We start from the raw sequence: 24157 nt of genomic DNA, 5'->3' as shown, positions 1-24157 counted from the left end.
CCAAGTCAAGGGTCGAGCACCTTGCAGAGGCCCGGAACAATTTGCGATGCGGACATCGTCCAAGGCGCTACCGCGTGACCGATTGAGGACGATGGTGAGATCGCATCAGAGCCGGCCCGCCCATAAGTCGGGTGTATCTTTTGGATTGGCATCAGATGATTGCCCGGTCGTGCTCTCCCCGAGTACGCTGTCAACCGAACGAAGCCACGCTCCGCTGTCGGTCTTTTCCGCCAGGCCTTCAGCCCGCAGCAAATCGCGCAATTGTGCGTGCGCGCCGACGATTCGGAACGTGATATTCCTGGAGGCGAGTTCGTCATAGAGATCGTGCAACATGCGCGCGCCGGCCAGATCGATGTAGGGGGATGCCGATAGATCGCAGACAACCAGTTTGGCGCCGACCGACAGCGGCAAGGTGCCTAACACTGTTTCCAGGATCGTTTCAGCATTGATGTAGAGCAACGAGGCTTCGGGTCGAAACGCGATGATGCCGACCAATGGCTCGACGCCCTCATGCCTCGCATTATCGGAGTAACGGCCGGTACCGGGGAGCCGGCCGAGGAAAGCAACATTCGGACGCGAGGCCCGCGCCAGGAGCAGGAAGATCGACGCGACGGCCGCCAGCAAAACGCCCTGCAGGATGCCCAGGAGCAACACTGACAGAAGGGCAATCGCCGCGGCATAAAAGTCGATGCGGCTGACTTGCCACATCCGCAACAGCGCGCGGATGTCCACCAGCCTGTAGACGGCGGCGAGGACGATCGCCGCCAGCACTGCCTTGGGCAAGTTTGTCAACAGACCCGTGAAGAACAGCAGGCACAGCGCAAGCGTCGCCGAGCAGATCACCAGGGCCAGCGGCGTGCGCGCCCCGGCATTGTCGTTGACCGCAGATTGCGACAGCCCGCCGGCCACGGGGTAGCCGTGGCCGAAGGCGGTGACGAGGTTCGCCGCGCCAAGCCCCAAGAACTCCTGCCGGACATCGAGGGCATAGCCGTGCTTGGCAGCAAAGCTGCGGGCGGCGGAGACGCCTTCGATATAGGCCAGCAGTACGCATCCCGCAGCCAGCGGGAAGAGCTCGTCGGGCTCCAACAAACCAAAACTCGGCAACCCGATAGCCGGCAATCCCTCTGGGATTTGCCCGGTGACTGGTACGCCAAGCGACGGAAGGCCAAGCAGTGTTGCCAAGACAATCGACAGCGCCATGATCGTGAGCCCGACCGGCCTTCCCGGCAGCCGCCGCTCTCCCACCAGCAGGAACGAGAGCGCGATGGCTCCGATCGCCAGAACCAGCCAATTGATGCCGCCGAGCTGGCCGGCGAGCTTGATGGCGCGATCGAAGAAATTGTGACCGCCTCCGGCGACACCGAACAGGCTCGGCAACTGGCTCATCATGATGGTAAGTCCCGCGCCGGCCTTGAAGCCGACCAGGATACTGTCGCTCACCAGGCGGACGAGAACGCTGAGCTTGAACAACCACGCGATCAGACAGAGCAACGCCACCGCGCATGCGGCCAGGCTTGCGATCTCGGCGTATTTCGCCGCATCTCCGGCGGACAGCGTCCCGACCGTCGCCGCAATCATCAACGAGATCGCGGAGGTCGGACCGACCGCAAGCTGGCGAGACGACCCGAGCAGCGCATAGCCGAGGCCGCCGAGCATGTAGCCGTAGATGCCGATCTGGGGCGGCAGGCCCGCCAGAGTCGCGTAGGCCAGCGACACGGGGATGGCGTAAGCCGCGAGGGTGATTCCGGCGATTGCGTCCGAACGCAGCCAGGCACTGTGATACTGCGCCAGCCAGATTGCGGGCGGAAACAGGAAGGTCCAGCGCGATCTGCGGTCAGATGAGGTCATGGGCTGGCCTCGTCACCGGGACTTTCGCAACGCAACAGCACGATCAGGAGCGCGATCACGGGAACGCCGAGCGCCAGATTCGGGATCTGCTTGGTCGCGAAAGCGCCGAGCGCGGCGCCGAGGCCGAACATGATGCACAAGACAGCGAAAACGCCCGGAGGCCGCAGCGCCCCATCGCCAGAAGCTACAGCAAACACCCCTTCAATTGCCTGCCGCATGTTGCCCGTGATCATGACGGAGCTGTAGGGCACGCCCTCAACTCTCGTGAAGACCGCGCTCTGTACGGCGGCGACGAACGAAATGCCAAGCGTACCCGCGAGATCCGGCAGGCGATTGTGCAGGACGGCGATAACGACCAGCAGGAGGATTTCCAGCAGTATGCTGATGGCAATGGCGCGCTCTCCCGCCGCGCGACGCAACCATGACGCGACGACGATACCGACCGCGAACGCAAGGATCGGTGGGACGAAGTGGAGCGCTTTCGCCCAGTTGCCGACGGAGCCGTGGACCCACAGCAGGACGAGATTGGCCGTCTGGGCGTTGGCCATGACGCCGTGGACGATCCACGTATAGGCATCGAGATAGCCGCCGGTGAAGGCCAGCAACAGCGCGACAGGCACCGTTTCGTCGCGGCGTATCGACGAAGCGGCGGTGGTATCCATCGTACTCTTGCCCCAACGTCGGGTTTTGAAATCCTGCAACTCAACAGGGAGCGTCTGGCCGACCGCGAGGTTGATCTGGATCAAGCATCGGCGGCTATCACCAACCAGATTGGCGCAAATGGCTGGAGGGCCCGCCCATGAGCACGGTCAGATGGATCATATCCGCCGCGCCGGAAATTTTCCTGCTGCTGTCCGTCGCGCTCGGCACCATTCTTGGTCGCGTCAGAATCCGCGGCTTTTCGATAGGTACCACCGCGTGCACGCTCATCGTTGCCGTCCTGATCGGGCAGCTTGGCACCTTCACGTTTCCTTCCCTGCTCAGGATTATTCTCTTCAGCCTGTTCGTGTTCACGATCGGCTACCGATCCGGACCCGAGTTCTTTGCCTCGCTGAGCATCCGGACCCTGGCTCAGGTCGCGCTCGCGCTCGTGCTTGGTGGTACCGGCCTCGTCATCGTTCTCATATTTGCCCATGTGTTCGCGCTCGGTCCCGGCACCGCTTCCGGTCTTGCTGCGGGAGCCCTGACACAATCGTCGGTCATCGGCACCGCATCTGGCGCACTATCCCAGCTCGGACTGACCAAAGAGGTGCTGCAGCAACAGGACGCCAATATCGCCGCCGGCTACGCCGTCACCTACGTACTCGGCTATATCCTCACGCTCCTGTACGTGCCGTTTGTCGCGCCGAAATTGATGCGGATCGATCTGAAAGCGGAAGCTGCAAAGCTCGAGGCGGAGCTTTCGGGCGGCAACCCGCCACAAACTGAAAATCTGCATTATCGAAAATTCCAGGCCCGCGCGTACCGGGTGTCGGCAGCGGCGGGACGGACCGTCGGCGCCGTCGAAGACCAGATCGGCAGCCGCAGCGTGATCGAGCGGATCGTGCGCCAGGGCGCTGACGTCGAACCGCATCGCGATACTGTTCTTGAAGCGAACGACGACATCGTTATCGCAGGCCGCACCGCCGCCATCGTCGCTGCAAAGCCGATTGTTGGCACCGAGATCGACGCTGACGAGATCCTGAAGGCGCTTCCCGGCAACGTGGTCGAGGTCCTCGTCGACAATCGCAAGCTCCATGGCCGCTCAGTCAAGGAGGTGGCTGAACGCGTTGGCGACGCTGCGCGCGGCGTGTTCCTGCGCACCTTGACGCGGATGGGACGCGAGGTCCCCCTGAGCGCCGATACCCGCGTCTATGTCGGTGACGTCATGACGCTGGTCGGCAGCACCCGCAACATCGAGCGCGCCGCCTCGCAGGTTGGACAGATCCTGAGCTCCGACGACCGTACCGACATTGCATTCCTTGCCGCAGGCATTGCCGTAGGTCTTCTCGCCGGTCTCGCGAGCGTCAAGATCGGTTCAGTGCCCCTGACTCTGGGCGGCGGCGGCGGTGCCTTGATAGCGGGACTTTTCTGCGGCTGGCTGCGCTCGCGCCGGCCGACCATGGGTGCGATGCCGCCCGCCGCGCAGCAAACGCTGAGCGACCTCGGGCTCGGCGGCTTCATCGCGGCGATCGGACTCGGCAACGGCCACGCAGCCTGGGTCGCGATCCAGTCGCACGGTATGCTGCTGGTCGGCATGGGCCTGGTCGTCACGCTGGTACCGCTGATTGTGACCACCCTGTTCGCGCATCGCGTGCTTCGCATGAACCCGGTCATCATTTGCGGAGCGCTCGCCGGCGCCATGACGGTCGATGCCGCCGTGACCGGCGCCTGCGAAGTTGCAGAAAGCCAGACGCCGGTGCTCGGCGTCGCGGTGCCCTATGCTGTCGGAAACGTTGTGCTGACCGTGCTTGGACCGATCATCGTGGCCAGCACTTTCGCCGGTTGAAGGAGGCGCGCGTGAATCTCCGCCATGCTTCAACAGTGACTTACCTGGCGGCAGCATTGAGTATCCTGGCCTGCATTATTGCTCCAGCACGTGCCGACGACAATGTCCGCATCCAGGAGGAGGTCTGGGCTCTGCCGCTACCGCTGCCGATGTTCGCCTATGTAGTGCGGCCCGTCGGCGACGGCCCCTTCCCGCTGGCGATCATGAACCACGGCGTGTCGCTCAAGCCCGTCGATCGCAGCTTCTTCCCGTTGGTGGAGTTCCGTGGCGCCGCCAAATGGTTTGCCAAGCGCGGCTACTTCGTGGTTGCACCAGTCGGCACCGGCTATGGGGCAGCCGCGATCGATATTCCCGAGCATGGTCTCTACGGACCGTTCTTCTCCAAGGTCGGAAATTGCACCAATCCGAACTTCCACGACGCCGGCCGTGCAGTTGCGCAAGCCGATCTCTGGATCATCGACTACATGGTGGCCGAGAAGCGCGTTCTGCCGAAGGACGTGATCGTCATTGGACAGTCCGCGGGCGGCTGGGCTTCCATTGCGCTCTCGAGTGCAAACCCGCCGCAGGTCAAGGCAATCATCACATTCGCAGCAGGACGCGGGGGCCGCGTCGATGGCAAACCCAACAACAATTGCGCACCGGACAAGCTGGTCGAAGCGACTGCCGATTTCGGCCGAACCTCGCGCGTTCCAATGCTGTGGTTCTATATCGAGAACGACACGTTTTTCGGTCCCGCCTTGTCGAAGCGCATGCACGAGGCCTTCACCGCTGCCGGCGGCAGGGCCGAATATCATCTGATGCCGCCCTTCGGCAACGAAGGACATTTCTTCGTCGGCTCGCCTGACACGATCGCGACGTGGGCACCACTCGTCGAGAAATTCCTCGACGAACAGAAGTAGGCGCGGAGGACGCGCGGCTGGAGGCACTGACATGATCAACCCAGCTTCGACACCATGGCTCAAGCAGGCGCGCGCTTACCTATCCCTTTTGTTAGCAGCGACCGTTGTCGGACCGGCTTCAGCCCAGAACTCGGCAGCGCAGGAGCATGCGCGCGAGGCAAAGCCCGCCGAAATTGCGCCTCGCGGACAGCGCGAAGCCAAGGACATCACCTATGGCGACTGGCGGAAGCTTTGCGTAAAGCCCGGCGGCGCGCCGATGCTGTGCCGGACCTCGATCACCGGCAAGTTTGCAACGGGCCAGATGGCGGTGCGCCTGGACCTGATCGAGCGTGACGGCGACCGCACTGCCCGGCTCCAAGTGTTTGTCCCCGTCGGGATGTATCTGCAGAGGCCCGCCAAGCTGACGATCGATGGAGTAAGCGCCCAGTCATTGCCCTACACCTGGTGCCTGACCAATACCTGCATTGCCGCCGACGCAGCGGATCCCAAGTTCGTCAAAGACATGGATGGAGGCAAGGTCCTCCTGCTCGAACTCACCGATCCCAACCTTCTGTCTCTGACGACGTCGTTGCCGCTGGCACAGTTCGGCCCGGCTCACAAAGGCGCGCCCACACAGACCCTGGAGCAGGACATCGAGGAGTGAGCAGCGGCGGCTTCAGCCATGCTCTGCGCAGGCGCGTTCAATGGAGTCGATGAGTGCGCTTGCTGCGAAGGGCTTGGCCAGATAGGCGGCGCACCCAGACTCAATCGCGGCAACCTGATTCGCCCGGCAGTCGTTGCCGGTAATGTAGATGACGGGGACCGTGGCACCCTCGCTGGCGAGCCTGCGGCGGAGTGAGATACCCGACTCGCCGTTTAGATTGATATCCAGAACGATGCAGCACGCCTCTTCGATGCACCCATGACGAAGCAACGCACCCGCGGAATCAAAAGCAACCGCATCAAAGCCGTGCTTCCGAAGCAGCCGCTCCAAGCTTCGGCGCATTGATAAATCATCATCCACGACGTAAATCGGCTTACGTGCAAACAATGGACCCGTCTTTCTGATTGGAAACCTGGCACTCGCGTCGCAACGACGCTACGGGGCAAAGGTTCCTGCGCTAATCCGACGGCTAACGACGCCGGTATGTAGGCGGTCCAGGCCGAAATATGTCAATAACATTTCATATTGTCCCATCGTACAGGTCTGATCACCGACCTGACGAAGCCACGAAAACGGCCTGCATCACATCTTTGCCGAATCCAGAAGGCCGAGCCGCTCTGCAGCGGACACCAGTTCGGCAAACGATAGTACCTGCATCTTTGTCATCACTTGGTGGCGGTGCGCCTTCACCGTGCGTTCGGTCGTTCCAAGCTCATAGGCGATCTGCTTGTTGATTTTGCCGCGTACGATCAGGTCGAACACCTGTCGTTCGCGCCGCGATAGAGACCTCAAGCGAGAACGTAGCGAATCGAGCTTGCTGTGTTGACTCCGCGCCGCCTCCTGTTGAGCCATTGCCCGCTCAATCGCATCGATCAACTGTTCCGACGACACCGGCTTGGTCAGAAAATCCTCCGCGCCGGCCTTGATCGCACGGACCGTCGTCGCGGTATCCGCATGTCCGGTCAGAAAGACGATGGGCAGCGGCGAATGGCATTGGACGAGGGAGGCTTGCAACTCCGGCCCGCTCAGGCCCGGAAGCTGCACATCGAGCAAGATACATCCCGGATCGTCGGACCCTGGCGGATCATCCAGTAACTCCTGGGCGGACGCGTAGGTCACAACTTCATACCCAGCCAGTTTAAGCCGACGCTGGATCGCCATCCGAAAGGATGCGTCGTCGTCCACGACATAAACGAAGCCGGGCAAGTTTTTTCCTCGCTGGGTACTTCAAATGCAGAAAGACCAGATGCGCCTTAGTACCTGAGCAAAGCAGCACAATTGGAATGCCACAACCGCGAATGGAGCGTCTGTTTTCGGCATATTGCCGCACCATCTGACAGACACTCTGACGGGTTCTCATCAAGCGCATCGAACCCTTCCTGTACCTTGGTACAATGCACCTACAGACAATGGTTGAAAACCCCACTTATGGCCTAAACAACCTTCGCGGGAAGCGGATTTTCGGCGGCTCCTCATTCCCGACGATGGAAATACCGCGTCACCATCAGTTCGGGAGTTGGCCATGTTCGTTCGCACCGCTGCCGACGCCGCCTCGCGGCTTCATTCGCTCCGCGAGCTAGGGTTAAACACCGATTCAAACCCGATCATTAGTTTAAACGAATTTACCTACAAGAAAGGCTCGGAAGTCTACGGCGAAAAGGAGCCTGCGGAATACGTTTATCAGGTGAAGAGGGGCGCGGTGCGAAGCTATAAGCTGCTGTCCGACGGCCGGCGCCAAATCGGCGCATTTCACCTGGCCGGCGATATTTTCGGGCTCGAGAACGGCGGCGTGCACCGATTCACGACTGAAGCGATCGTCGACACCACGGTTCGTCTGGTCAGGCGCCAAAGCCTCGAGCTGGTTGCTCAGGGCGACCCCATGGTTGCCCGCAACCTGCTGAGCATGACCACCAAGAACCTTCAGCATGCGGAAGACCACATGCTGCTGCTTGGCCGCAAGACGTCGCTGGAGCGAGTCGCAGCCTTCCTGATCGAGATGGACAAGCGGCTGACGGCTGCTGGCATCATGGCGCTGCCGATGTCGCGGCGCGATATCGCCGACTATCTCGGATTGACGCTGGAAACCGTCTCCCGCGCACTATCGCGGTTGCATGAGCTCGGGATCCTCGGCTTCATCGGAAATACCCAGCGCCAGATCGTGCTGCTGGACAGGCTGAAGCTCGCTAGCCTCGATCTCCAGAACTAGACTTAGGTGCCGCAATCGCGGCGAGATGCTCGACCGTCTTGCGCAGAACCTCAAACAGGACCGCAGTCGACCATCCGAACATCAGGATTCCGTTCATAGCTGTCATGGGTCCCGTCAGCCGCCACCCCGCCACGGGCGTAATGTCCCCATAACCAAGCGTGGTGTAGTTCACAAACGTGAAATATAGCAGATCGCTGCCCGGAGGCGCCGCGCCGACTGCCGCATAGGCGAGCGCCCAAATGAGAACCTCGACAGTGTGCGCGACCATCAAAATGACAGCAGTGGTGACCATCACGGCCATCAGGTGCGACCGGGGCCGCGCCGTGTGCCTTAATCCGGCGGTACGAGCGATATCGATGGCCGCAACGGTCACCAGCGCGTGAATCATGATGTTGATCACGCTGATCAAGGTACCGAGCAGGAATTGGACCGCCATTACACACTCCTGGTGCCGACATCGAAGAAGCCGTCCGATAATCCCGCAAGCGCCGACCACGCCCCCCTCAACGCCTGACCGCAACCCGGATCAAGGAGAACGTATCACGATGCCCCGTTTGGAGCTGTCGAGCTACGGTTCATCAGCAGCGCCAACGTGTGTCTCGCGATCATGAGATCCTCGTCGGACGGCACGACGTAAACTGGAATGCGGCTGGCGGAAGACGATATCAGCTGCGATTGCCGCGCATTCTGCGCCATATCAAGCTTGACACCGAGCCATGCGAGCCGCTCCGCCACGCGCGAACGGATCGACGCGGAGCTTTCGCCTATCTCGGCGGTAAAGACAAAGGCATCGAGCCCTTGCAACGCAGCTGCGAGCATACCGGCGTTAAGGCCGACCCAATGAACGAAATAGTCGATCGCAAATTTTGCGTCGACATCCTCACTTGCCTCAAGCTGACGCATATCGCCGCTGAGGCCCGAGAGGCCGTTCAACCCGTAATCTCCGAGGAGAAACTCCTGCACCCTGGACGCTGCCATTCCCTTCTCCGAGAGGAGATAAAGCGCAACTCCGGCGTCGATCTGCCCTGGTCGCGCTTCCATCGGCAGTCCGTCTATCGCGGTGAATCCCATGGTGCTCTCGACGCTCCGTCCTCCATGGAGCGCGCACATTGATGCCCCACGCCCGAGATGCGCGACAATCACCCTCCCCATCGCGATTTCTGGCGCAACCTTCAGCAAGGTCTTCGCGATATATTCGTAGGAGAGGCCATGAAATCCATAGCGCCGTACGCCTTCGGCATGAAGCCAGCGGGGGATCGCGCAGTGGTCGGCCACCTCAGCATGGGTTCGATGAAATGCGGTCTCGAAGCAGGCGACCTGCGGGAGCGTTGGGAAGTCAGACAGGATCAAACGTATTGGAGCCAGATTGTGCGGCAGATGAAGCGGCGCCAATTCCGTCAGTCCATCCAGGCGAGTCAGGACCTCCTGATCAATCAGGACCGGGCGGTCATGCTCCGCACCGCCGTGAACGACGCGATGCCCGACAGCAATGGGGCTGATATGAAGCTCATCCCGCAACCAAGCGACTGCAATGTTCAGTGCGGCCGAAATATCCAGCACCGCTTCGATCGGGTAGGCGCGATTGGCAAGCGGATCACCGCCGGCACTGCTCGCTTGCAGTCGCGGGCAACGCCCGATGCCGCCGATCCGCCCCTTGATCTGCTGTCGTAAGATTCCTTCTCCTTCGACCGAATAGATCCGGAACCTGAGGTGGGAAGAGCCGGCATTGATGACAAGGATGGTATCCATGACACTCACGTCGCACTCGTTGGAGCATGTCAAAGCCCTGCATCAACACCGGCGGTCACAGCAACGGCACCAAGCGAGCTAGACAGTCAACGCTCGATCGCCAGTTTCGTCGGCACAGCACGTTCGGTACGAATCCAGGCCACCGTCAGCTCCCAGACCACAGATAGAATGATAGGTCCGATGAAGAGGCCGATGATCCCGTGGAAGAGGGTTCCTCCGATCACCCCGATCAGGATGACGAGCGCTGGCGTGGTCAGGCCGCGGCCCATGACAAGCGGTTTCAGGATGTTGTCGAGAACTGATACGATCACGAAAAACACCGTCAGCAGGAGGGCGATCGGAAATTCCTTGTCGGTCCAGATCCAGATGATGACCGGCAGGATGACGATGGCCCCGCCGATCTGCACGATCGACAGCAACAACACCACAAAAGCCAGCAGCCCCGCGCTGGCGATGCCGGCCAGCTTGAAGCCGATACCCGCCAGCAAGGCCTGGATGATGGCGACGCCAATCACGCCCTGGGCCACCGCGCGGATCGTGGCACCTGCTAGATCCAGAAAGTGCTCGCTCTGGTCCGGCACGACGCGCGACAGAAAGCTGCGCCCCGCAGCCACGAGCTGAGGTCCATACGGAAACAGCACCCCGGCCACCGCCACCGACAGCAGAAACTTGACCGTTCCCACCCCGGCATTGCCGGCAAATCCGAGCAAGGTCGCAGCGAATGGCTTCAGGTAGGGGACCACTGCACGCAAGAGCGACCGGAGATTAGTCGTCGCTTGGTCCCAGAGATCGAAGAGCTGAGCGCCGCCGATGGGCCAATCTTTGAGAGACTGCGGCGGCGAAGGCACATGCAGTTCGCCAGCCGTCACCTGGGCGGCGAGATCGGTGATCCCGTCGACCGCGCCCATGCCCAGCCAGGTCGCGGGCCCGATCACCACAGCAAGATTGACGAGAGTAAGGATCGTCGCTGCAAGCTTCGGTCGACCGCCCAGAAGGTCGGAGAGGCGCCGAAATACCGGGTTCAGCGCAGCGGCGAGCACGACACTCCAGGCCAATATGGGCACGAATGGACGGACCAGGAGAAGGGCCCAGATGAGCAACAGCCCCAGCAATCCCAGCCGGATCAGAAGCTGGATGATCTCGTCTCCTGAGAATATCTGGCGGAGTGTTTTCACGGACGCGCCTTCAGCTCATGCCGCGCATGCTGAGGCGAACTAGCCAGTCCCCTCGCTCAGCTGGCTTGATCCAGATCAACGAGCGCGCGCTCTTCTAGGGCTGAGGTCCGGACAGGTTCAGCTCACGCTCGGCCCGAAACACGTTGCCGTAGAGACTCGCGATCCATTGCCGGCCTCGGGACGTCACGTTGAGATAACGTATCGCCGGCTGGATCTGGGGAGCCACGTTACTCCAATAAAATTGCGGATATTTGTAAACGATGTCCGCTGGCGTCGCGTAGCCCAGGGTCTTGTTGAGTCCGATCTCTTCGAATTCGTAGAACAGCGCGTTCGACTTCTTCAGATAGTTGGGATCTCCGAGCTGACCGATGAGATCGGCGGCTCGCAGCAGCAATCCCTCCTCTTCGATGAGGCTGTCATTGGAGGACATTGTATAGGGAAATCGGGTATATTCGATCGCCTGAGCAACCCGGCCCGCATCCAGCTGCTCGACGGAATCCAGCCGTTCCAGGACGAACAACTTCGACCGATCTACGTGGTATGGCGCCAATGCCGCATCGGACGATCCTCGCGGCAGCCGAACGGTGCCGCCTTTCACGTCGGCTATGAACAGCTCGTCCTCATCGCCTTGAACGACACCGCGCACGTATCCGATGTCATGAGCAAGGCACGCGAGGATGAAATTCGCATAGTCATTTGCTGTGGTGGGCCGCAGCAACGCACGTCCCGTCAAGATATCGTGCCCGGCCAAGGTTACGAGCAACGTATGCTCGATATTGTGATACAGGGCATCGCTATTGCCGATGCACTCCATCGTGAGCTTGGCCGCGAACGGAAGCAGTTCGGTCAAACCGGCATGGGAGGCACCGAACCGGTCCTTGGTTTCCGTCGTCAGAAACGCGCCCAGAGCTTGCGACACCAGTTCCGGAACTGTGATCATCAGGTCTCTCCGCCATGGTATTGTCGACGATGCAGATCAAGCCATGTCTCTCTGCGATCAATGCTGGCGATATTCGCAGATTCTTCAAGCCGGCCGCGCTCTGCGACCTTAAAGACGATCCATCTGGTGCCGCGCCTCGGGCAAGCGGACCCGTGACCGGTCGGAGCCGCTCACGGTCTCCAACCTCTCTCGTTGATTCAAATCAAGGCCAAGCCGGTAACGAAGGCAAACATTTCATGTGCACGGCCATGCCGCCGGCGTGACGGAATTCTTCTCTTGCCGGTCAGTCGAGATTTAAACCACTGGAGGACATTATGAGGTTCATCAAAGGGGCATTTGCAGCAATTCTTACTGTCGCGAGCGCCATGATTTCTGTACCCGGAAGCGAAGCAGCGCCATTGCTCACCAACGTCGGCGTGATGAGAGCAGCGCTCGATAACGACGTAGTAAACGTGCGCTACGGAGGCTGGGGTTATCGCGGCGGATGGGGTGGAGGCTACCGCGGAGCGGGATTGGGCTATCGTGGTTTGGGATATCGCGGCGCCGGATATGGCTACAGAGGTTATGGATATAGAGGCTACCGTGGCTGGGGCGCCGGCGCGGTGGTCGCGGGCGCCGTCGTCGGTGGCGCGATCGCAAGCTCCGGCTACTATGGTGCATATCCGTCCTACGGCGGCGGATACTCCTCTTACGGCGGAGGATACGGCTATGATTATTGTCCGCCCAGTGCCTACAGCGCCTACGGAAGCTATGGCGGTTATGGCGGCTACTACGCGAGACGGAGCTACTATTCCGGCTGGTAGAATCTGCCTCGGATTCTCCTGAGCACGCGCTCTTGGTGCCAGGGCTCGTCTTCGCGAGCCCTGAAAGCGCCAACGCGGCCGTATACTGCCAATATTGTGAACTACCCCGCGCATTGCGTCGCAAGACCGGGCGTCGCCCTGGGAGTGCGTCCCGTCGCGCGCGCTGCTGCACGAGAAGCAGTGCGGTCCGGCACTCCGACCAACCGCGGCGGTCCGGTCGATCGCGCCGGCAGACGCTGCCTGGCTTGCACGATAAGACCACAAAAATGAGGGCCGGCGTTGCTGCCGGCCCCCTGAAGACATCAGACCGAGAGAGTTCAGTACCTCGCGACGACGGGGTTGGCCCCTCCGAAGCGGTAATTGAAGCGCACGGTGAGCATATCCACGTCCTGGGTGATCCGGTCGTTTACAAAAGCGGCAAGGCGCGGATCGGCGACCGTGAACGAATTATTTCGGTGCCCCATGAACAGATGATCGTATTCGAGTCCCACCGACCAATTCGGGGTGAAGCCATACTCGAATCCGACACCGATGACACCGCCCCAGCGGGTTGCGCTTTGCGCCGCGAGCTCGGCGCCGGTCGCAGTATCAAGCACGCTGAGACGATTGTCTGTTACCGCAGCGCCGCCTTTCACGTAGAACAGTGACGCGTTCCAGGCGTAGCCGATCTGGCCGGTGAAGAGGCCGATGGCGCTCGTTTTGGCGCGCGTGGAGAGCGTCGGATCGAACAGGCTAACGCGCTGGTTGCTGAGATCCGCCCAATCGCCTTGAGCCTCCAGACCAAACACCCACTGGCTGGCCTGCCAGCGATAACCGAGCTGGCCACCGATGACGCCACCGGATCGATCGCGGCAGCCGGAAGCGACGGCGACGCCAGCCGCGTCAAGGAAATCCACGCAGTTGTGGTTCTGCGCCCAGCCACCATTGCCGCCGATATAGAACCCGGTCCAATTGTAGATTGGAATAATCGGTGCCGGTGGCGGCGCCTTCACGGCCATGTCGGCAGCCATGGCGGTCCCCGCCGTGCACAGCGCCACCAGACCAACGGTTGTCAGCAAAAGTCTTTTCATCATGCTCTCTCCTTGCCGGCCGCTTTTTGATTGCTCGAACGGCGGCTTGTTGCACTGCAATCATCCCCCAACTTCCAGCTGAAACTCTACGGGCGAGGGTACAAACTCCCCGTGCCAAAATGGCAACACTCAAGACATTTCGAACCAGACTCCGGGTTGCGTCGCCAACAGAGTCGAACGACCGGCGCCAGTATGCGAAAGCACCAAAAGGCAGCCGCCCGCTCCGAGCCGCCTCCGGTCATCAGCATCAGTCACCATGATGGACCGCTTATTTCTCCGGGTCGCGCTTGGCGTCCTGGCCGGCAACCTCGTCGCCTTGGTCTTGCTCTATCCAGGACGGAATGTCGCTCGAGGGGATCAGCCGTCGCGGCAAAAAGGGATTGAGCGTGCCTGCAAACACGATCAATCCCTCATTGAACTTCTCTCGCGCGAAAGCCCGCGCCTCGGCTTCGCTCTCGAATGTGCGTGTCTCCCGTGGGCTTCGCCTCTTCGGCAAGGTCCCACGCTTCTGCACCTCGAATGTTACGTACCAGGTCTGCGGCATCCGCCAGCTTCCGGATCGCGATCAAGCAGACATATGCCGGTGAACGATGATCGGTGAGATCATGTCGGCGTCCTAGTTGCGCCGCTCTTCACGGCGCTCCGTGCGCCCTGTACGCCTTTCCAGGCGGCGTTCAGTCCGGCCCGTGCGCCGTTCCTGACGCCGCTCGTGGCGGGCTCCCCGCCTCTCCTGGCGTCGCTCCATGCCGATCGTCTGAGCCGGCACTTCTGTTCCTAACAGCACCGTGCCGGATGTCGCCAATCCGAGCACAGCGGGCCATCCGAGCAATGAAAGAGCCTCGCGACGATCGAGTCGTTGAAACCTTGGCGTTTCACTCATGTCAGTTACTCCCGATCTTGAGGACGTTTGATTAGGCGACGCTTCGACGTGCATTCGTTGATCAGTATCAACGGCGGGCGCCCCACTCCGCAGCGACGAACGGAGACGCTCACCAGACCTGGTTGCCAAACCAGCCGTACTGCGGAGGTCGCGAGACGAGCCGGATATTTCTTTCAATGTGCCTCCTCACAATTTTGTTTTGACGCTGCGGCTTCGCATCAGCCTTTGCCGACGGACGCGCTGGCGGTCGTTCGATATCGAGCGGTCCAAGCCGAGCAAATGCCTCGCGCGCGCGCGTCTGTGGCAGGTCGGCGCCCGGCGGGGCGGCGAGCTCGACCTTGGGGACGTCGACCGCCACGATCGTGGGCCGGCTAGTGTCGAGAACGATCCGTTCGGGCAACCTCAAATCAGAGTGGATGCGGATAGTGGAGGAGCGCGCAACGCCATCGTGTATAGCGGGCCGGACCGGGACAAAGGCATCCGCAACGAAGAGCATCGCGAGCAACGCACCGCCGACATAGAACAGATATCGTGAGATAGGCATTGTCGGCGCCATCGTCGCCGCAGATTTTCGTCTGGCAAGCAACGGGCCACGGCGGCAGAATTGGCGAAGCAACGCAACCTGCATGGACGTGGTTGCCTAAATCGAGCCGCCGCCGCTTCCGCCGCGGCGCGCCCCTGGTGAAACACTTGCTGAGGCATGGGCGGCGCTTCGTGGTAAGCGCACGCACGCTGCAGCGGACTAATGTTCACCGCGCCCGACGCGGTTTCGCTTGAGCCAGATCAACGAATTGAATTATCGCAACACCGCCTCGCGTTAGTGCCGCATGGCATAGTCAGTGTCAGTGACATGCCCCTTGGTACAATGGCCGGAAGGGCAATTGCAGAGATGTGGCACGCAACGCAGAATTCTCACCGCGTACATCGAGCTTCTGGCAGGGAGGGCCGATGATGAGTCAATCCGAGCTGAGTTCGCGCGCAGCACTTTGCCGGCAGCTTGCAAGCCAGGATCCGGTAAACCAAATAGTCTGGATGGCCGAGGCAAGGAGCTGGTCACGCCAGGCCGCCGAGACGCTTCATGATGAGCACCAATTAAAAGGTGGCATCACCGCCCGATTGTTCTTCGCGTTCAGCAAATTGGTCGAGGCGCAACACGAGCCTACAAACGAAACAGCAGACATGATGAAGAGCAGGTCGAGAGGCGTCATGCCGTCTCGGAGCTTGTCGCCGACTGCCTGACGCATTCCAGCAAAAAGCGCTCGCACGATTGCATACTTCGCTCCAGTGTGGAGAAGCCGTCCCACGTGACAGCGCGCTTTCCGATGCGACCCGGCGGGCTGCACTTTTCAGACGTCGGAGCCTCCTCCTCCAGATTCACTTAACTCGCTCCGAACTGGATCCGGCGAATTCGAAGAGGAAGCGGACTCGATTTATTTCAATCTCTTGATCTAAAGCAAGTCGGCGGCCCAGTGCCGGGATGGTGTTGTAGCGTTGAACTTCATTTTTGGAGAACGTCCATGAAGTCGATAAGCGCAAGGAAAATTGCCGTTGCCGTCGCCGCGCTCGTATGCGGCACGACGCTGTCCATAGGCTGGACCGACCAAAGCGGAGTTTCGCTGAAGGTCGACAAGGCGCAAGCGGCGACGCGATTGTACGTCACTCCCTCTTATCGCGGTCACTACTACACTAACGAGAGTCTGCCCTGGTACGCCGTGCGGGCCTATTACTTCGGCGGACCATGGAGCTACGGCTATAGCGGCTGGACCGACTATGCGGCGCGCAACGGCATCGGTTGCGTCCCAGGCTCGTTGGTGAAGGGCGGTGACGGCATCATGTATGTCTGCCAATAGAGCTTGATAGCGGCGCGATGGACGGCGCTCATCAAGCCGCCCGTCGCGCTAAGCTGCGTTCCGAGATTGGTGACTGAGGGGGGAGGATACCATGACCTATGTTCTGGTCGTCATCAGCTGGCTCGGCGTCGCGAACGGCGCCGTAGTCTCGACGCAAGAATTTTCAAGCGCAGAGCGTTGCGAAGCAGCCCGGACGGCGCTGATGGAATACGCAAAAGCGCGCAGTACCGACGAGACGCTCAGGCCACTCTGCATACAGAAGTAAAAAAGCGACGAAAAGTGTGACGCATGCACCCGACCCCGACTGAAATCGTTCTGGTGTTTCGCCTTCGCTAACAGCTTCACGATTTCCACGGTTCGTTGATCTTGATCAATGGTCCGAGCGCCAGTCCATGGAGCGATCCAAATTCACTCTCACAGGCGGAGACTATCATGAAGCGTGGTTTGGTCACAAAGCTATCACTCGCGGCTGCCGTGGTCGCCCTTGGAGTGTCCGGCTCGATCGACTGGTCGGTCGACGAAGGCCTTTCGCTCTCGCTCGGCCGGGCTGAAGCACGGGTCGGGCGGCCCTTGACACCTGTATCAGTCGCTGGCGTAGCACGGCGCACCACCAGGCGCGCGGTCGTCGGCGGCGCGGCAGTCGGTGCAGCCGCTGTCGGCACGGCATGTGTCCGCGTTCTGGTCAATGGCAGCTACGTCTGCCGCTGATAGCCGTCGTTGCCGGCTCTGAACACCGCATCCTGCCGGATAATTTTTCTGCAGGATGTGCGGTTTCGGGTTTCGGAGCGCGATTGACGTGGCCGGATGCGAGCGGCAATGCACCGACCAAATCCTCGTTGGGCCACTGCAGATTTTTCAGTCTCCCAGCGGCCCTTTGGCGTCCCCGTCGCTTCCCTTCAGCAACTCGTATTTGATCCGCCGCATGCGTGCCTGGGCTTCGAGCGGCTTGCAATAGGCAGTTGACGCTGCGAGCAGGTCGATGGTGGCGAGAAACGCATAGCGCGACGCCGTAGGCTTGAGCGCGTCGGGCGCTTCGGGCACGTGCACGCCAAGCGCAATATCGGCGATTGAGGCCAGCCTGCTTTGCGGCTTGGTGATTGCCACGACCAAGGCGCCGTATTGCTTGGCGATACTGGCTGCGTCGATCACTTCGTTCGCCGCACCGGTGGTCGAGATGGCAACGACGACGTCATCCCGCCCGAGGGTCGCCGCGATCATGCGCATCAAGCTCGGGTCAGAGGCATGCGAGACGGCAATCCCAAGACGAAAGAACCGGTTCTGAACTTCCGCCGCCGCAAGAGTGGAACCGCCCCCCACCCCGAACGCTGCAAGCTTCGAACAGCCGGAGATAGCCTCGGCAGCCCCCTCGATGTCCTCCTTGCGAAGTCCCTCCTCGGCAGCGGCAATTGCACGACGAATTTCCTGAAACACCGACCGCCACAGCGCGGGGCGCGCCAGATCGGTCCCGACATGCGGGGGAAGCTCAACGTAGATCCGCCCAACCGCCATTGCTTGAGCCAGCCTCACCTTGAGGTCCCGGACGCCCCGGCAACCGACGGAGCGGCTGAACCGGGTGACCGTCGGCTCGCTCACGCGCGCCCGACGGGCCAGCTCGGAATTGCTGGCGTGAACGGCAAACTCCATATCGGCCAGCAGCACCGTGGCAACGCGTTGCTCGGACGGGCTGAGGCTTGGAGCGCTCTGCCTGATGAGGGAGATGATGTCGCCGACCACGACATTGTCGTCGCCCGACGGCTTCGAGATCGCTGCATCAACGGCTCTCGTCGGATGATTTCGCTTTGCACGCGCCATTGCCGCCCTTCCCCAGGTCAGATCCACCTGCGCCCTTGGCAAGAAGCTGCCGTAAGAAACCTTCAGCATCCGACCAAACGTATATCGGCATGCCCCATCAATAACAGCATTTTCCGCTTGATAATAGCCAAATTGTGTATGTAACTTTCAAACAAGCAATAGCGTGCCATCAGCCCAACAGCTGAAAGGCACATCCCCTGCACCGGGAAGCAGGCGGTTCAACAAGGCGGGAGGGCGATCATGAGATACGGTCCAAGTGTCTTGATGCGTGGCGTCGTGGGGCTGGTTACCGCGTCATTCTTGATTGCGCAGGCTAATGCCGCCACCCTGCTGCGCGAAGCCACCATCGGAGAACCGCCGCCGCTCGATGTCATGCTGACGACAGCCGATGTGGCATCGGTCATCGGCCGCCACATCTTCGAGACCCTGTATGCGCTGGACTCAACCTATACGCCGCGTCCGATGCTGGCCGAGAACGATCGGACGGAAGACGGCGGTCGGACCATCGTCATCGAGCTCCGCGAGGGTGTCCTCTTCCACACCGGCAAGGAGATGACCGCCAAGGACGTGGTCGCCTCGATGACGCGATGGGGCAGTTTCGGTGCGCGCGGCAAGCTCCTGATGGCGGCGGCTACGTCGGTCGAGGCGACCGGAAAGTATGAAGTCACGCTGAAATTGTCCGCGCCGAACGGCGCCTGGAAGGCTCTCATTGCGGACGTCAATGGCGGTCTTGCGATCTATCCGGAAGACATTGCCACCAAAGCGGGAAACCGGCCGATCGAGCAAAAGGACTATATCGGCACCGGGCCTTACAAGTTCGTGGAGTGGCGGCCGAACCGCTACGTCGAGGTGGAAAAGTTCGACGGCTACAAGCCGTTGAAGGAAAAGGGTGACGGCTTCGCCGGCGCCCGCCTTGCGAGCTTCGACAAGATCCGGTTCATTCCGGTGCCTGACGTCGGCACGCGCGTGAGCGGCGTGCAGGCGGGCGACTACGACTATGCGGAAATGATCTCCGGCGATCTGTACGAGTCCCTGAGCAAAGATCCATCGGTTCAGGTGCAGCGTACCAACGCGCCGATCTTCGGCCTTTTTTTCATGAACTCGAAGCAAGGAATCCTGAAGGACAATTACAAGCTCCGCCGCGCCATCCAGACCGCGTTGGACAAGTCGCAGGCGCTGCGCGTCGCCTTCGGTCCCAAGGACCTGTGGAATGCCGAAGGATCGATCTTTCCCAACGGCACACCCTGGTACTCGACGGACGGCGCCTCAAATTATAGTGCGCACGATCCGAAGAAGGCCAAGGAGCTCGCAAAGGAGGCGGACTACACGGGGGCGCCGATCCGCCTGCTGGTCTCGACGAACTATCAGGCACACTATGACGAAGCCTCCGTCTTCACCCGCCAGCTGGCCGATGCCGGCATCAATGTTCAGATGATGGTCGTCGATTGGGCGACTCTTCTGAAGATACGCGGCCAGCCGGAACAGTGGGACATCTTCGTCACCCACCATTCCTTCGCGCCCGACCCGCTGCTGCTCACGTTCCTGAATGCGAGCTATCCCGGATGGTGGGACAGCCCCGAGATCGGCTCGCTTCGGGCTGAGTTGATCAACACGACCGATCCAGCCGCGCGCAAGTCGACATGGGACAAGATCCAGTCGCTGATCTATGAGCAGGTACCCGTGATGAAAGTAGGCGATGCCTACACCTATGACATTGCGTCTCCCAAGCTCAAGGGGCTCAACCCAAACGGTCCCGTGTTCTGGAATGTGTCAACGAAGTAAGGACGGGCAATGAGGCCGCGAGGACTGTCGAGCGCCGGCGCCAGCGCGCATCGTTGCCGCTGAGCAGGCGCACAATCACATGTGGTCTTACGCATTCAAGCGCGCAGGAACGACGGCGGTGACGCTGCTGGCGGCGTCCATCATCATCTTCGCGTTCATCCATATCGTGCCGGGTGACCCGATCTATGTTTTGCTCGGTGACACCGCGACTCCCGACCAGATCGACGCCTTGAGACACCAACTCGGTCTCGACCAACCGATCATCCTGCAATATCTCACTTGGGCCGGCCATGTGCTCGAGGGCGACCTCGGGCGGTCGATCTTCTTCCAGGCGCCCGTGCTGTCGGTGATTGCCGATGGCGCCGAGACCAGCACCTTGCTCGCCACGATGACGATGATCTGGGTTGCGGTCATCGGCGTGCCGATCGGAATGATTGCGGCGGTCCGGCACGGCACGTGGCTCGATCAGGGATTGTCCGGCGGGGCGATGCTGATGGCCTCGATACCCACGTTCTGGGTCGGGCTCTATCTGATCCTGATCTTTGCGGCCTGGCTCGGTTGGTTTCCGAGCTCCGGTTATCCGTCGATCTTCGAAGGTGGCGTCGTCAATCTCCGCTATCTCGTCCTCCCCAGCCTGGCGCTAGCGGCTCCGAATGCCGCCTTGATCCTGCGGCTGACGCGCGCCAGCATGCTCGACGTCTCCCGGGAGGACTACGTGCGCACGGCGCGTGCAAAGGGAATCCGGCCGTGGCAGGTGGTGCGCCGCCACATTTGGCGTAATGCACTCCTGGCGGTCGTCTCGGCCTTCGGCTTCACCTTCGCCGCACTGCTGTCCGAAGCGGTGGTGACCGAAACCGTGTTTGCCCTGCCCGGCATCGGCCGCCTCGTCGTTCAGTCGATCCTTCGTCGAGACTACCCTGTGATCCAGGGCGTCATCCTGGTCATCGTGGTGGTTTATCTCCTGATCAATCTGATCGTCGATCTGAGCTATCGTCTGCTCGATCCGCGGGTCGAGCTCCAATGAGCAGCAATAGCGTGACCTTGTGGCTCAGGCCGTTCACCGCCCGCCCGATCGCGCTGGCCGGGCTCGGGGTCCTTGTGGCGACTGTGCTCGCCGCGGTCTTCGCGCCCTGGCTGTCGCCTTACGATCCGTATGCCATCGATCCCCTGATCCGTCTGACGCCCCCGAACGTGACCCACTGGTTCGGCACCGACCAATTCGGCCGGGATACTCTCTCGCGCACCATTCATTCATCACGCATGGCACTTCTGATCGGCTCGGGCGTGGTGGTCTTCGCCCTCGCAACGGGCGTTCCGGCCGGCGTACTTTCCGCTCTGTTTCCGCGGCTGGGTCACCTGCTGATGCGCATGGTCGACGTGCTGATGGCCTTTCCGACTCTGCTTCTCGCACTTGGGCTGATTGTCATCTTGAGCCCGAGTGTGGGCACCGTCATTCTGGCCATCGGGCTCGGCTACATGACGACGACGACCCGCATCGTCTACGGACTGACACTGCGCTTGCGCGCGGAGACCTATGTCGAGGCATCCCGCAGCATGGGTGCCGAAACGGCATGGCTCATCAGCAGGCACATCTTGCCGAACCTTGTCTCACCGCTTCTCGTACAGGCCAGCTTCGTCTTCGCGTTCGCGCAGCTCGGCGCGGCTTCACTCGATTTCCTGGGCCTCGGCGCGCCGCCGGACATTCCGAGCTGGGGCAATATGCTGGCGGAATCGCGCACCTTCATCACGCGCGCTCCGTGGCTGCTCTTCTTTCCGGGCATGATGATCGTGGCGACGGCATTTTCTCTGAACCTGGTCGGCGATGCATTGCGCGATCGACTCGATCCGCGGTTCCGTCAGGTCTTTGGTGAGAAGGGTTAGGCCGTGCTGACAGTTTGCGACGTTACGGTGTCAGTGGGGCCGGAGACCGCGCCGGTCGACATCGTCGCGGGCGTGTCCTTCAGCTTGGCCAAGGGCGAGATCCTCGGCCTCGTCGGCGAGTCCGGCTGCGGAAAGAGCATGACCTCGCTTGCAGTCATGGGATTGCTGCCGCAGCCCGGTCCCCGGGTCCGGGCCGGGCGGGTCCTGTTGGAGGGCTGCGACGTAACGCAGCTGCAGCCCTGGCAACGTGTCGAAGCGGGCCACGGCCGCATGGCAATGATCTTTCAGGAGCCGATGACCTCACTGAACCCGGTTCGCCGGATCGGCGATCAGATCGCGGAAGCCGTGCGCGTGCATGAGGGAATTCCGGGTGCAGCGGCGCTCGTCCGTGCGCGCGAACTGCTCGAACTGGTGCGTTTGCCTGACCCCAAAATGCAGCTGTCCGCGTATCCGCACCAGTTGTCCGGAGGCCAACGCCAGCGGGTCATGATCGCGATTGCGCTGGCCTGCCGGCCACAGGTGCTGGTCGCCGATGAACCGACCACAGCGCTGGATGTCACCATACAGGTTCAGATTCTCGGACTCTTGCGCGAGCTCTGCAACCGGCTGGATATGGCGATATTGTTCATCACTCACGACATGGGAGTCATTGCGCAGCTCGCCGATCGCGTCGCCGTCATGTACGCCGGCCGAATCGTGGAAACTGCGGCAGTCGATGCGCTGTTCGGCGCACCGCGTCACCATTACACCCGCGGACTGATGGATTGCATGCCGTCGCGAAATTCCGGTGCGCGCCGGCTGCCTACCATTTCTGGTCAGCCGCCGCTGCCAGGTTCGGTCGCTGCTGGCTGCGTGTTTGCCCTGCGTTGCGCAGCGGTGCGCGATGAGTGCCGCGTGGCGACCCCGCCTCGTCTGGAGGCCTCCCAAGGACACGAGGTGCTCTGCGCATTTCCGCTTGCCCGCGGGGAGCTGCCATGAGCGGCAATGTCATCCTCGATGTCCGGGACATGATGGTCTCGTTCAGTGCCAGGCGAGCCGGTCGGAAATACCGGGTGCAGGCGGTGGATGGTGTATCGCTGTCGCTGGCCGAAGGCGAGGTCCTCGGGATCGTCGGCGAGTCCGGTTGCGGCAAGACCACGCTGGGCCGAACCCTCGTCGGGCTGGTCCAGCCCGACAGCGGCAACATCAATTTGAAGGGAACCGAAGTGATCGGAGCCGGCGGCTCCGGCCTCCGCGAGATGCGTCTGAATGTCCGAATGGTTTTCCAGGATCCCAATGCATCGCTCAACCCGCGGCGCACAATTGGAGATTCGGTGGCGGAGGCGGCCGACATCAGCGGCTTCTTCAAGAGCCGCGCCGAGCGCAGCGCGGCCATAGCTGCCACCTTGACGGCCGTCGGGTTGAACCCGTCTTTCGCCGCTCGCTATCCCTACGAACTGAGTGGCCGGCAGCGGCAACGGGTCGGAATCGCGCGCGCCATTCTTCCTACGCCGTCCATCATCGTCGCCGACGAGCCGGTCTCGGCCCTCGACGTTTCCGTGCAGGCGCAGGTGCTCAATCTGATGATGGATCTGCGTGACCAGTTGAGACTGGCGATGCTCTTCATCTCGCACGACCTTGGCGTGATCGGACAGATCAGCAGCCGCGTTGCTGTCATGTATATGGGCCGGATCGTGGAGCAGGCCGGGACGCGGACGGTGCTGGATCATCCGCTCCATCCCTATACGCGCGCGTTGGTGGCAGCAATTCCGAAGCCGGATCCATCGAGGCGGATCCTGGGCGCGATCGAAATGGGTGAACCGCCGAGCCTCTTCACACGACCGCACGGTTGTGCATATGCGCCCCGCTGTCTAATGGCCAGCGATCGCTGTCTCGTCGATGTGCCACAACTTCGATCTGTCGGTGCGGACGGTCGGACAATCGCCTGCCACAACGTATAACCATCGAATGTCGCTGAGCGAAACGAGCCGCGCGAGGCACTGAGCCGGCAACGCTTGGGATTGATTTCTCCTCTATTCGAGCGTTCCCATTCACGCGGCGGCAGTCCGCGACCGCCATGCGGCAGGCACATGCAAATTCGGGAAGCCCGACGCCTGTTGCACCGCGATGTTAATCGCGACGCAGCATTCAA

General features: G+C 61.3%; 26 protein-coding genes. 14 read left to right on the top strand and 12 right to left on the bottom strand.

Features of this window, described 5'->3' with window-relative positions; all coding sequences use genetic code 11:
• Window positions 1-105: 105 nt before the first annotated feature.
• Together AC0L3P_RS07040 and AC0L3P_RS07035 are read right to left on the bottom strand one after the other, a co-directional pair.
• A complete protein-coding gene (locus tag AC0L3P_RS07040) occupies window positions 106-1848 on the bottom strand; it encodes a SulP family inorganic anion transporter (RefSeq protein WP_473301404.1) in 1743 nt (580 codons plus the stop codon).
• Window positions 1845-2510 carry a YoaK family protein gene (locus tag AC0L3P_RS07035; RefSeq protein ID WP_473301520.1) on the bottom strand — a complete coding sequence of 222 codons (666 nt, stop codon included), beginning with the start codon at window positions 2508-2510 and terminating at the stop codon, window positions 1845-1847. Before AC0L3P_RS07035 ends, AC0L3P_RS07040 begins: the two co-directional genes overlap by 4 nt.
• Before the next feature lie 137 nt (window positions 2511-2647).
• Between AC0L3P_RS07035 and aspT the strand changes: the two genes are divergently transcribed.
• From aspT to AC0L3P_RS07020, 3 genes are read left to right on the top strand one after another with little or no spacing between them, the layout of a single operon-like run.
• Window positions 2648-4336: an aspartate-alanine antiporter gene (gene aspT, locus AC0L3P_RS07030; protein ID WP_354055765.1), complete on the top strand. Its 1689-nt coding sequence runs from the start codon at window positions 2648-2650 to the stop codon at window positions 4334-4336.
• 11 nt (window positions 4337-4347) lie between these two features.
• A complete protein-coding gene (locus AC0L3P_RS07025) occupies window positions 4348-5235 on the top strand; it encodes an alpha/beta hydrolase family protein (RefSeq protein ID WP_473301403.1) in 888 nt (295 codons plus the stop codon).
• A gap of 31 nt (window positions 5236-5266) precedes the next feature.
• Complete coding sequence (locus tag AC0L3P_RS07020) at window positions 5267-5878, top strand: invasion associated locus B family protein (RefSeq protein WP_473301402.1); 612 nt, start codon at window positions 5267-5269, stop codon at window positions 5876-5878.
• 12 nt (window positions 5879-5890) lie between these two features.
• On the opposite strand, the gene AC0L3P_RS07015 is transcribed toward AC0L3P_RS07020, so the two are convergent.
• Complete coding sequence (locus AC0L3P_RS07015; protein ID WP_275167506.1) at window positions 5891-6265, bottom strand: response regulator; 375 nt, start codon at window positions 6263-6265, stop codon at window positions 5891-5893.
• A gap of 195 nt (window positions 6266-6460) precedes the next feature.
• Window positions 6461-7084, bottom strand: a complete 624-nt coding sequence (locus AC0L3P_RS07010; protein ID WP_473301401.1) for a response regulator transcription factor — start codon at window positions 7082-7084, stop codon at window positions 6461-6463.
• A gap of 316 nt (window positions 7085-7400) precedes the next feature.
• Between AC0L3P_RS07010 and AC0L3P_RS07005 the strand changes: the two genes are divergently transcribed.
• Entirely contained in the window at window positions 7401-8084 is a 684-nt protein-coding gene (locus AC0L3P_RS07005; protein ID WP_275167508.1) for a helix-turn-helix domain-containing protein, read from the top strand.
• Here the strand turns inward: AC0L3P_RS07005 and AC0L3P_RS07000 are convergent.
• The 4 genes from AC0L3P_RS07000 to AC0L3P_RS06985 all read right to left on the bottom strand — a co-directional run bounded on the left by AC0L3P_RS07000 (window position 8062) and on the right by AC0L3P_RS06985 (window position 11948).
• Window positions 8062-8520: a potassium channel family protein gene (locus AC0L3P_RS07000; RefSeq protein WP_275167509.1), complete on the bottom strand. Its 459-nt coding sequence runs from the start codon at window positions 8518-8520 to the stop codon at window positions 8062-8064. The two genes, AC0L3P_RS07005 and AC0L3P_RS07000, sit on opposite strands and share 23 nt — an antisense overlap.
• A 104-nt stretch (window positions 8521-8624) precedes the next feature.
• Window positions 8625-9833 (bottom strand): acetate/propionate family kinase, encoded by a 1209-nt coding sequence (locus AC0L3P_RS06995; RefSeq protein WP_473301400.1) that lies wholly within the window; start codon window positions 9831-9833, stop codon window positions 8625-8627.
• 86 nt (window positions 9834-9919) lie between these two features.
• Entirely contained in the window at window positions 9920-11008 is a 1089-nt protein-coding gene (locus tag AC0L3P_RS06990; protein WP_473301399.1) for an AI-2E family transporter, read from the bottom strand.
• 94 nt (window positions 11009-11102) lie between these two features.
• A complete protein-coding gene (locus AC0L3P_RS06985; protein ID WP_473301398.1) occupies window positions 11103-11948 on the bottom strand; it encodes an HD domain-containing protein in 846 nt (281 codons plus the stop codon).
• A 365-nt stretch (window positions 11949-12313) separates the two neighbouring features.
• On the opposite strand from AC0L3P_RS06985, the gene AC0L3P_RS06980 reads away from it, so the two are divergent.
• Window positions 12314-12751, top strand: a complete 438-nt coding sequence (locus AC0L3P_RS06980) for a hypothetical protein (protein ID WP_473301397.1) — start codon at window positions 12314-12316, stop codon at window positions 12749-12751.
• A 317-nt stretch (window positions 12752-13068) separates the two neighbouring features.
• Here the strand turns inward: AC0L3P_RS06980 and AC0L3P_RS06975 are convergent, their stop codons facing one another.
• The 3 genes from AC0L3P_RS06975 to AC0L3P_RS06965 form a co-directional block, all read right to left on the bottom strand.
• Window positions 13069-13824 (bottom strand): outer membrane protein, encoded by a 756-nt coding sequence (locus AC0L3P_RS06975; RefSeq protein ID WP_473301396.1) that lies wholly within the window; start codon window positions 13822-13824, stop codon window positions 13069-13071.
• A 265-nt stretch (window positions 13825-14089) separates the two neighbouring features.
• Entirely contained in the window at window positions 14090-14365 is a 276-nt protein-coding gene (locus tag AC0L3P_RS06970) for a hypothetical protein (protein ID WP_275167514.1), read from the bottom strand.
• Between the two features lie 445 nt (window positions 14366-14810).
• Window positions 14811-15329 carry a hypothetical protein gene (locus tag AC0L3P_RS06965; RefSeq protein WP_473301395.1) on the bottom strand — a complete coding sequence of 173 codons (519 nt, stop codon included), beginning with the start codon at window positions 15327-15329 and terminating at the stop codon, window positions 14811-14813.
• A gap of 320 nt (window positions 15330-15649) precedes the next feature.
• On the opposite strand from AC0L3P_RS06965, the gene AC0L3P_RS06960 reads away from it, so the two are divergent.
• The 4 genes from AC0L3P_RS06960 to AC0L3P_RS06945 all read left to right on the top strand — a co-directional run bounded on the left by AC0L3P_RS06960 (window position 15650) and on the right by AC0L3P_RS06945 (window position 17259).
• Complete coding sequence (locus tag AC0L3P_RS06960) at window positions 15650-15940, top strand: hypothetical protein (RefSeq protein WP_354055787.1); 291 nt, start codon at window positions 15650-15652, stop codon at window positions 15938-15940.
• Window positions 15941-16218: 278 nt separating this feature from the next.
• Complete coding sequence (locus AC0L3P_RS06955) at window positions 16219-16551, top strand: hypothetical protein (RefSeq protein ID WP_473301394.1); 333 nt, start codon at window positions 16219-16221, stop codon at window positions 16549-16551.
• 91 nt (window positions 16552-16642) lie between these two features.
• Window positions 16643-16816 (top strand): hypothetical protein, encoded by a 174-nt coding sequence (locus tag AC0L3P_RS06950; RefSeq protein ID WP_354204446.1) that lies wholly within the window; start codon window positions 16643-16645, stop codon window positions 16814-16816.
• Window positions 16817-16983: 167 nt separating this feature from the next.
• Window positions 16984-17259 (top strand): hypothetical protein, encoded by a 276-nt coding sequence (locus AC0L3P_RS06945; RefSeq protein ID WP_275167519.1) that lies wholly within the window; start codon window positions 16984-16986, stop codon window positions 17257-17259.
• 147 nt (window positions 17260-17406) lie between these two features.
• Here the strand turns inward: AC0L3P_RS06945 and AC0L3P_RS06940 are convergent, their stop codons facing one another.
• Window positions 17407-18432: a MurR/RpiR family transcriptional regulator gene (locus tag AC0L3P_RS06940; RefSeq protein WP_473301392.1), complete on the bottom strand. Its 1026-nt coding sequence runs from the start codon at window positions 18430-18432 to the stop codon at window positions 17407-17409.
• Between the two features lie 171 nt (window positions 18433-18603).
• Between AC0L3P_RS06940 and AC0L3P_RS06935 the strand changes: the two genes are divergently transcribed.
• The 5 genes from AC0L3P_RS06935 (at window position 18604) to AC0L3P_RS06915 (ending at window position 23966) form a co-directional block, all read left to right on the top strand.
• Window positions 18604-20145 (top strand): ABC transporter substrate-binding protein, encoded by a 1542-nt coding sequence (locus tag AC0L3P_RS06935; protein WP_473301391.1) that lies wholly within the window; start codon window positions 18604-18606, stop codon window positions 20143-20145.
• 79 nt (window positions 20146-20224) lie between these two features.
• Window positions 20225-21169 (top strand): ABC transporter permease, encoded by a 945-nt coding sequence (locus AC0L3P_RS06930; RefSeq protein ID WP_007608695.1) that lies wholly within the window; start codon window positions 20225-20227, stop codon window positions 21167-21169.
• A gap of 11 nt (window positions 21170-21180) precedes the next feature.
• Window positions 21181-22026, top strand: a complete 846-nt coding sequence (locus AC0L3P_RS06925; RefSeq protein ID WP_473301390.1) for an ABC transporter permease — start codon at window positions 21181-21183, stop codon at window positions 22024-22026.
• 3 nt (window positions 22027-22029) lie between these two features.
• Complete coding sequence (locus AC0L3P_RS06920) at window positions 22030-23004, top strand: ABC transporter ATP-binding protein (RefSeq protein ID WP_473301389.1); 975 nt, start codon at window positions 22030-22032, stop codon at window positions 23002-23004.
• Window positions 23001-23966 carry an ABC transporter ATP-binding protein gene (locus tag AC0L3P_RS06915; RefSeq protein WP_473301388.1) on the top strand — a complete coding sequence of 322 codons (966 nt, stop codon included), beginning with the start codon at window positions 23001-23003 and terminating at the stop codon, window positions 23964-23966. Before AC0L3P_RS06920 ends, AC0L3P_RS06915 begins: the two co-directional genes overlap by 4 nt.
• The last annotated feature ends 191 nt before the right edge of the window (window positions 23967-24157 follow it).

It is taken from the genome of Bradyrhizobium sp. WSM4874 (genome assembly GCF_055811835.1).
This window is presented reverse-complemented; position numbering and strand designations above follow the sequence as displayed.

What these genes read in the sequence shown, in the direction of transcription:
- AC0L3P_RS07040 (WP_473301404.1), bottom strand. Translation starts at nt 1,848, where the DNA reads ATGACCTCATCTGACCGCAGATCGCGCTGGACCTTCCTGTTTCCGCCC.
- AC0L3P_RS07035 (WP_473301520.1), bottom strand. Translation starts at nt 2,510, where the DNA reads ATGGATACCACCGCCGCTTCGTCGATACGCCGCGACGAAACGGTGCCT.
- aspT (WP_354055765.1), top strand. Translation starts at nt 2,648, where the DNA reads ATGAGCACGGTCAGATGGATCATATCCGCCGCGCCGGAAATTTTCCTG.
- AC0L3P_RS07020 (WP_473301402.1), top strand. Translation starts at nt 5,267, where the DNA reads ATGATCAACCCAGCTTCGACACCATGGCTCAAGCAGGCGCGCGCTTAC.
- AC0L3P_RS07005 (WP_275167508.1), top strand. Translation starts at nt 7,401, where the DNA reads ATGTTCGTTCGCACCGCTGCCGACGCCGCCTCGCGGCTTCATTCGCTC.
- AC0L3P_RS07000 (WP_275167509.1), bottom strand. Translation starts at nt 8,520, where the DNA reads ATGGCGGTCCAATTCCTGCTCGGTACCTTGATCAGCGTGATCAACATC.
- AC0L3P_RS06995 (WP_473301400.1), bottom strand. Translation starts at nt 9,833, where the DNA reads ATGGATACCATCCTTGTCATCAATGCCGGCTCTTCCCACCTCAGGTTC.
- AC0L3P_RS06985 (WP_473301398.1), bottom strand. Translation starts at nt 11,948, where the DNA reads ATGATCACAGTTCCGGAACTGGTGTCGCAAGCTCTGGGCGCGTTTCTG.
- AC0L3P_RS06980 (WP_473301397.1), top strand. Translation starts at nt 12,314, where the DNA reads ATGATTTCTGTACCCGGAAGCGAAGCAGCGCCATTGCTCACCAACGTC.
- AC0L3P_RS06975 (WP_473301396.1), bottom strand. Translation starts at nt 13,824, where the DNA reads ATGATGAAAAGACTTTTGCTGACAACCGTTGGTCTGGTGGCGCTGTGC.
- AC0L3P_RS06970 (WP_275167514.1), bottom strand. Translation starts at nt 14,365, where the DNA reads ATGCCGCAGACCTGGTACGTAACATTCGAGGTGCAGAAGCGTGGGACC.
- AC0L3P_RS06965 (WP_473301395.1), bottom strand. Translation starts at nt 15,329, where the DNA reads ATGCAGGTTGCGTTGCTTCGCCAATTCTGCCGCCGTGGCCCGTTGCTT.
- AC0L3P_RS06960 (WP_354055787.1), top strand. Translation starts at nt 15,650, where the DNA reads ATGATGAGTCAATCCGAGCTGAGTTCGCGCGCAGCACTTTGCCGGCAG.
- AC0L3P_RS06955 (WP_473301394.1), top strand. Translation starts at nt 16,219, where the DNA reads ATGAAGTCGATAAGCGCAAGGAAAATTGCCGTTGCCGTCGCCGCGCTC.
- AC0L3P_RS06950 (WP_354204446.1), top strand. Translation starts at nt 16,643, where the DNA reads ATGACCTATGTTCTGGTCGTCATCAGCTGGCTCGGCGTCGCGAACGGC.
- AC0L3P_RS06945 (WP_275167519.1), top strand. Translation starts at nt 16,984, where the DNA reads ATGAAGCGTGGTTTGGTCACAAAGCTATCACTCGCGGCTGCCGTGGTC.
- AC0L3P_RS06940 (WP_473301392.1), bottom strand. Translation starts at nt 18,432, where the DNA reads ATGCTGAAGGTTTCTTACGGCAGCTTCTTGCCAAGGGCGCAGGTGGAT.
- AC0L3P_RS06935 (WP_473301391.1), top strand. Translation starts at nt 18,604, where the DNA reads ATGAGATACGGTCCAAGTGTCTTGATGCGTGGCGTCGTGGGGCTGGTT.
- AC0L3P_RS06930 (WP_007608695.1), top strand. Translation starts at nt 20,225, where the DNA reads ATGTGGTCTTACGCATTCAAGCGCGCAGGAACGACGGCGGTGACGCTG.
- AC0L3P_RS06915 (WP_473301388.1), top strand. Translation starts at nt 23,001, where the DNA reads ATGAGCGGCAATGTCATCCTCGATGTCCGGGACATGATGGTCTCGTTC.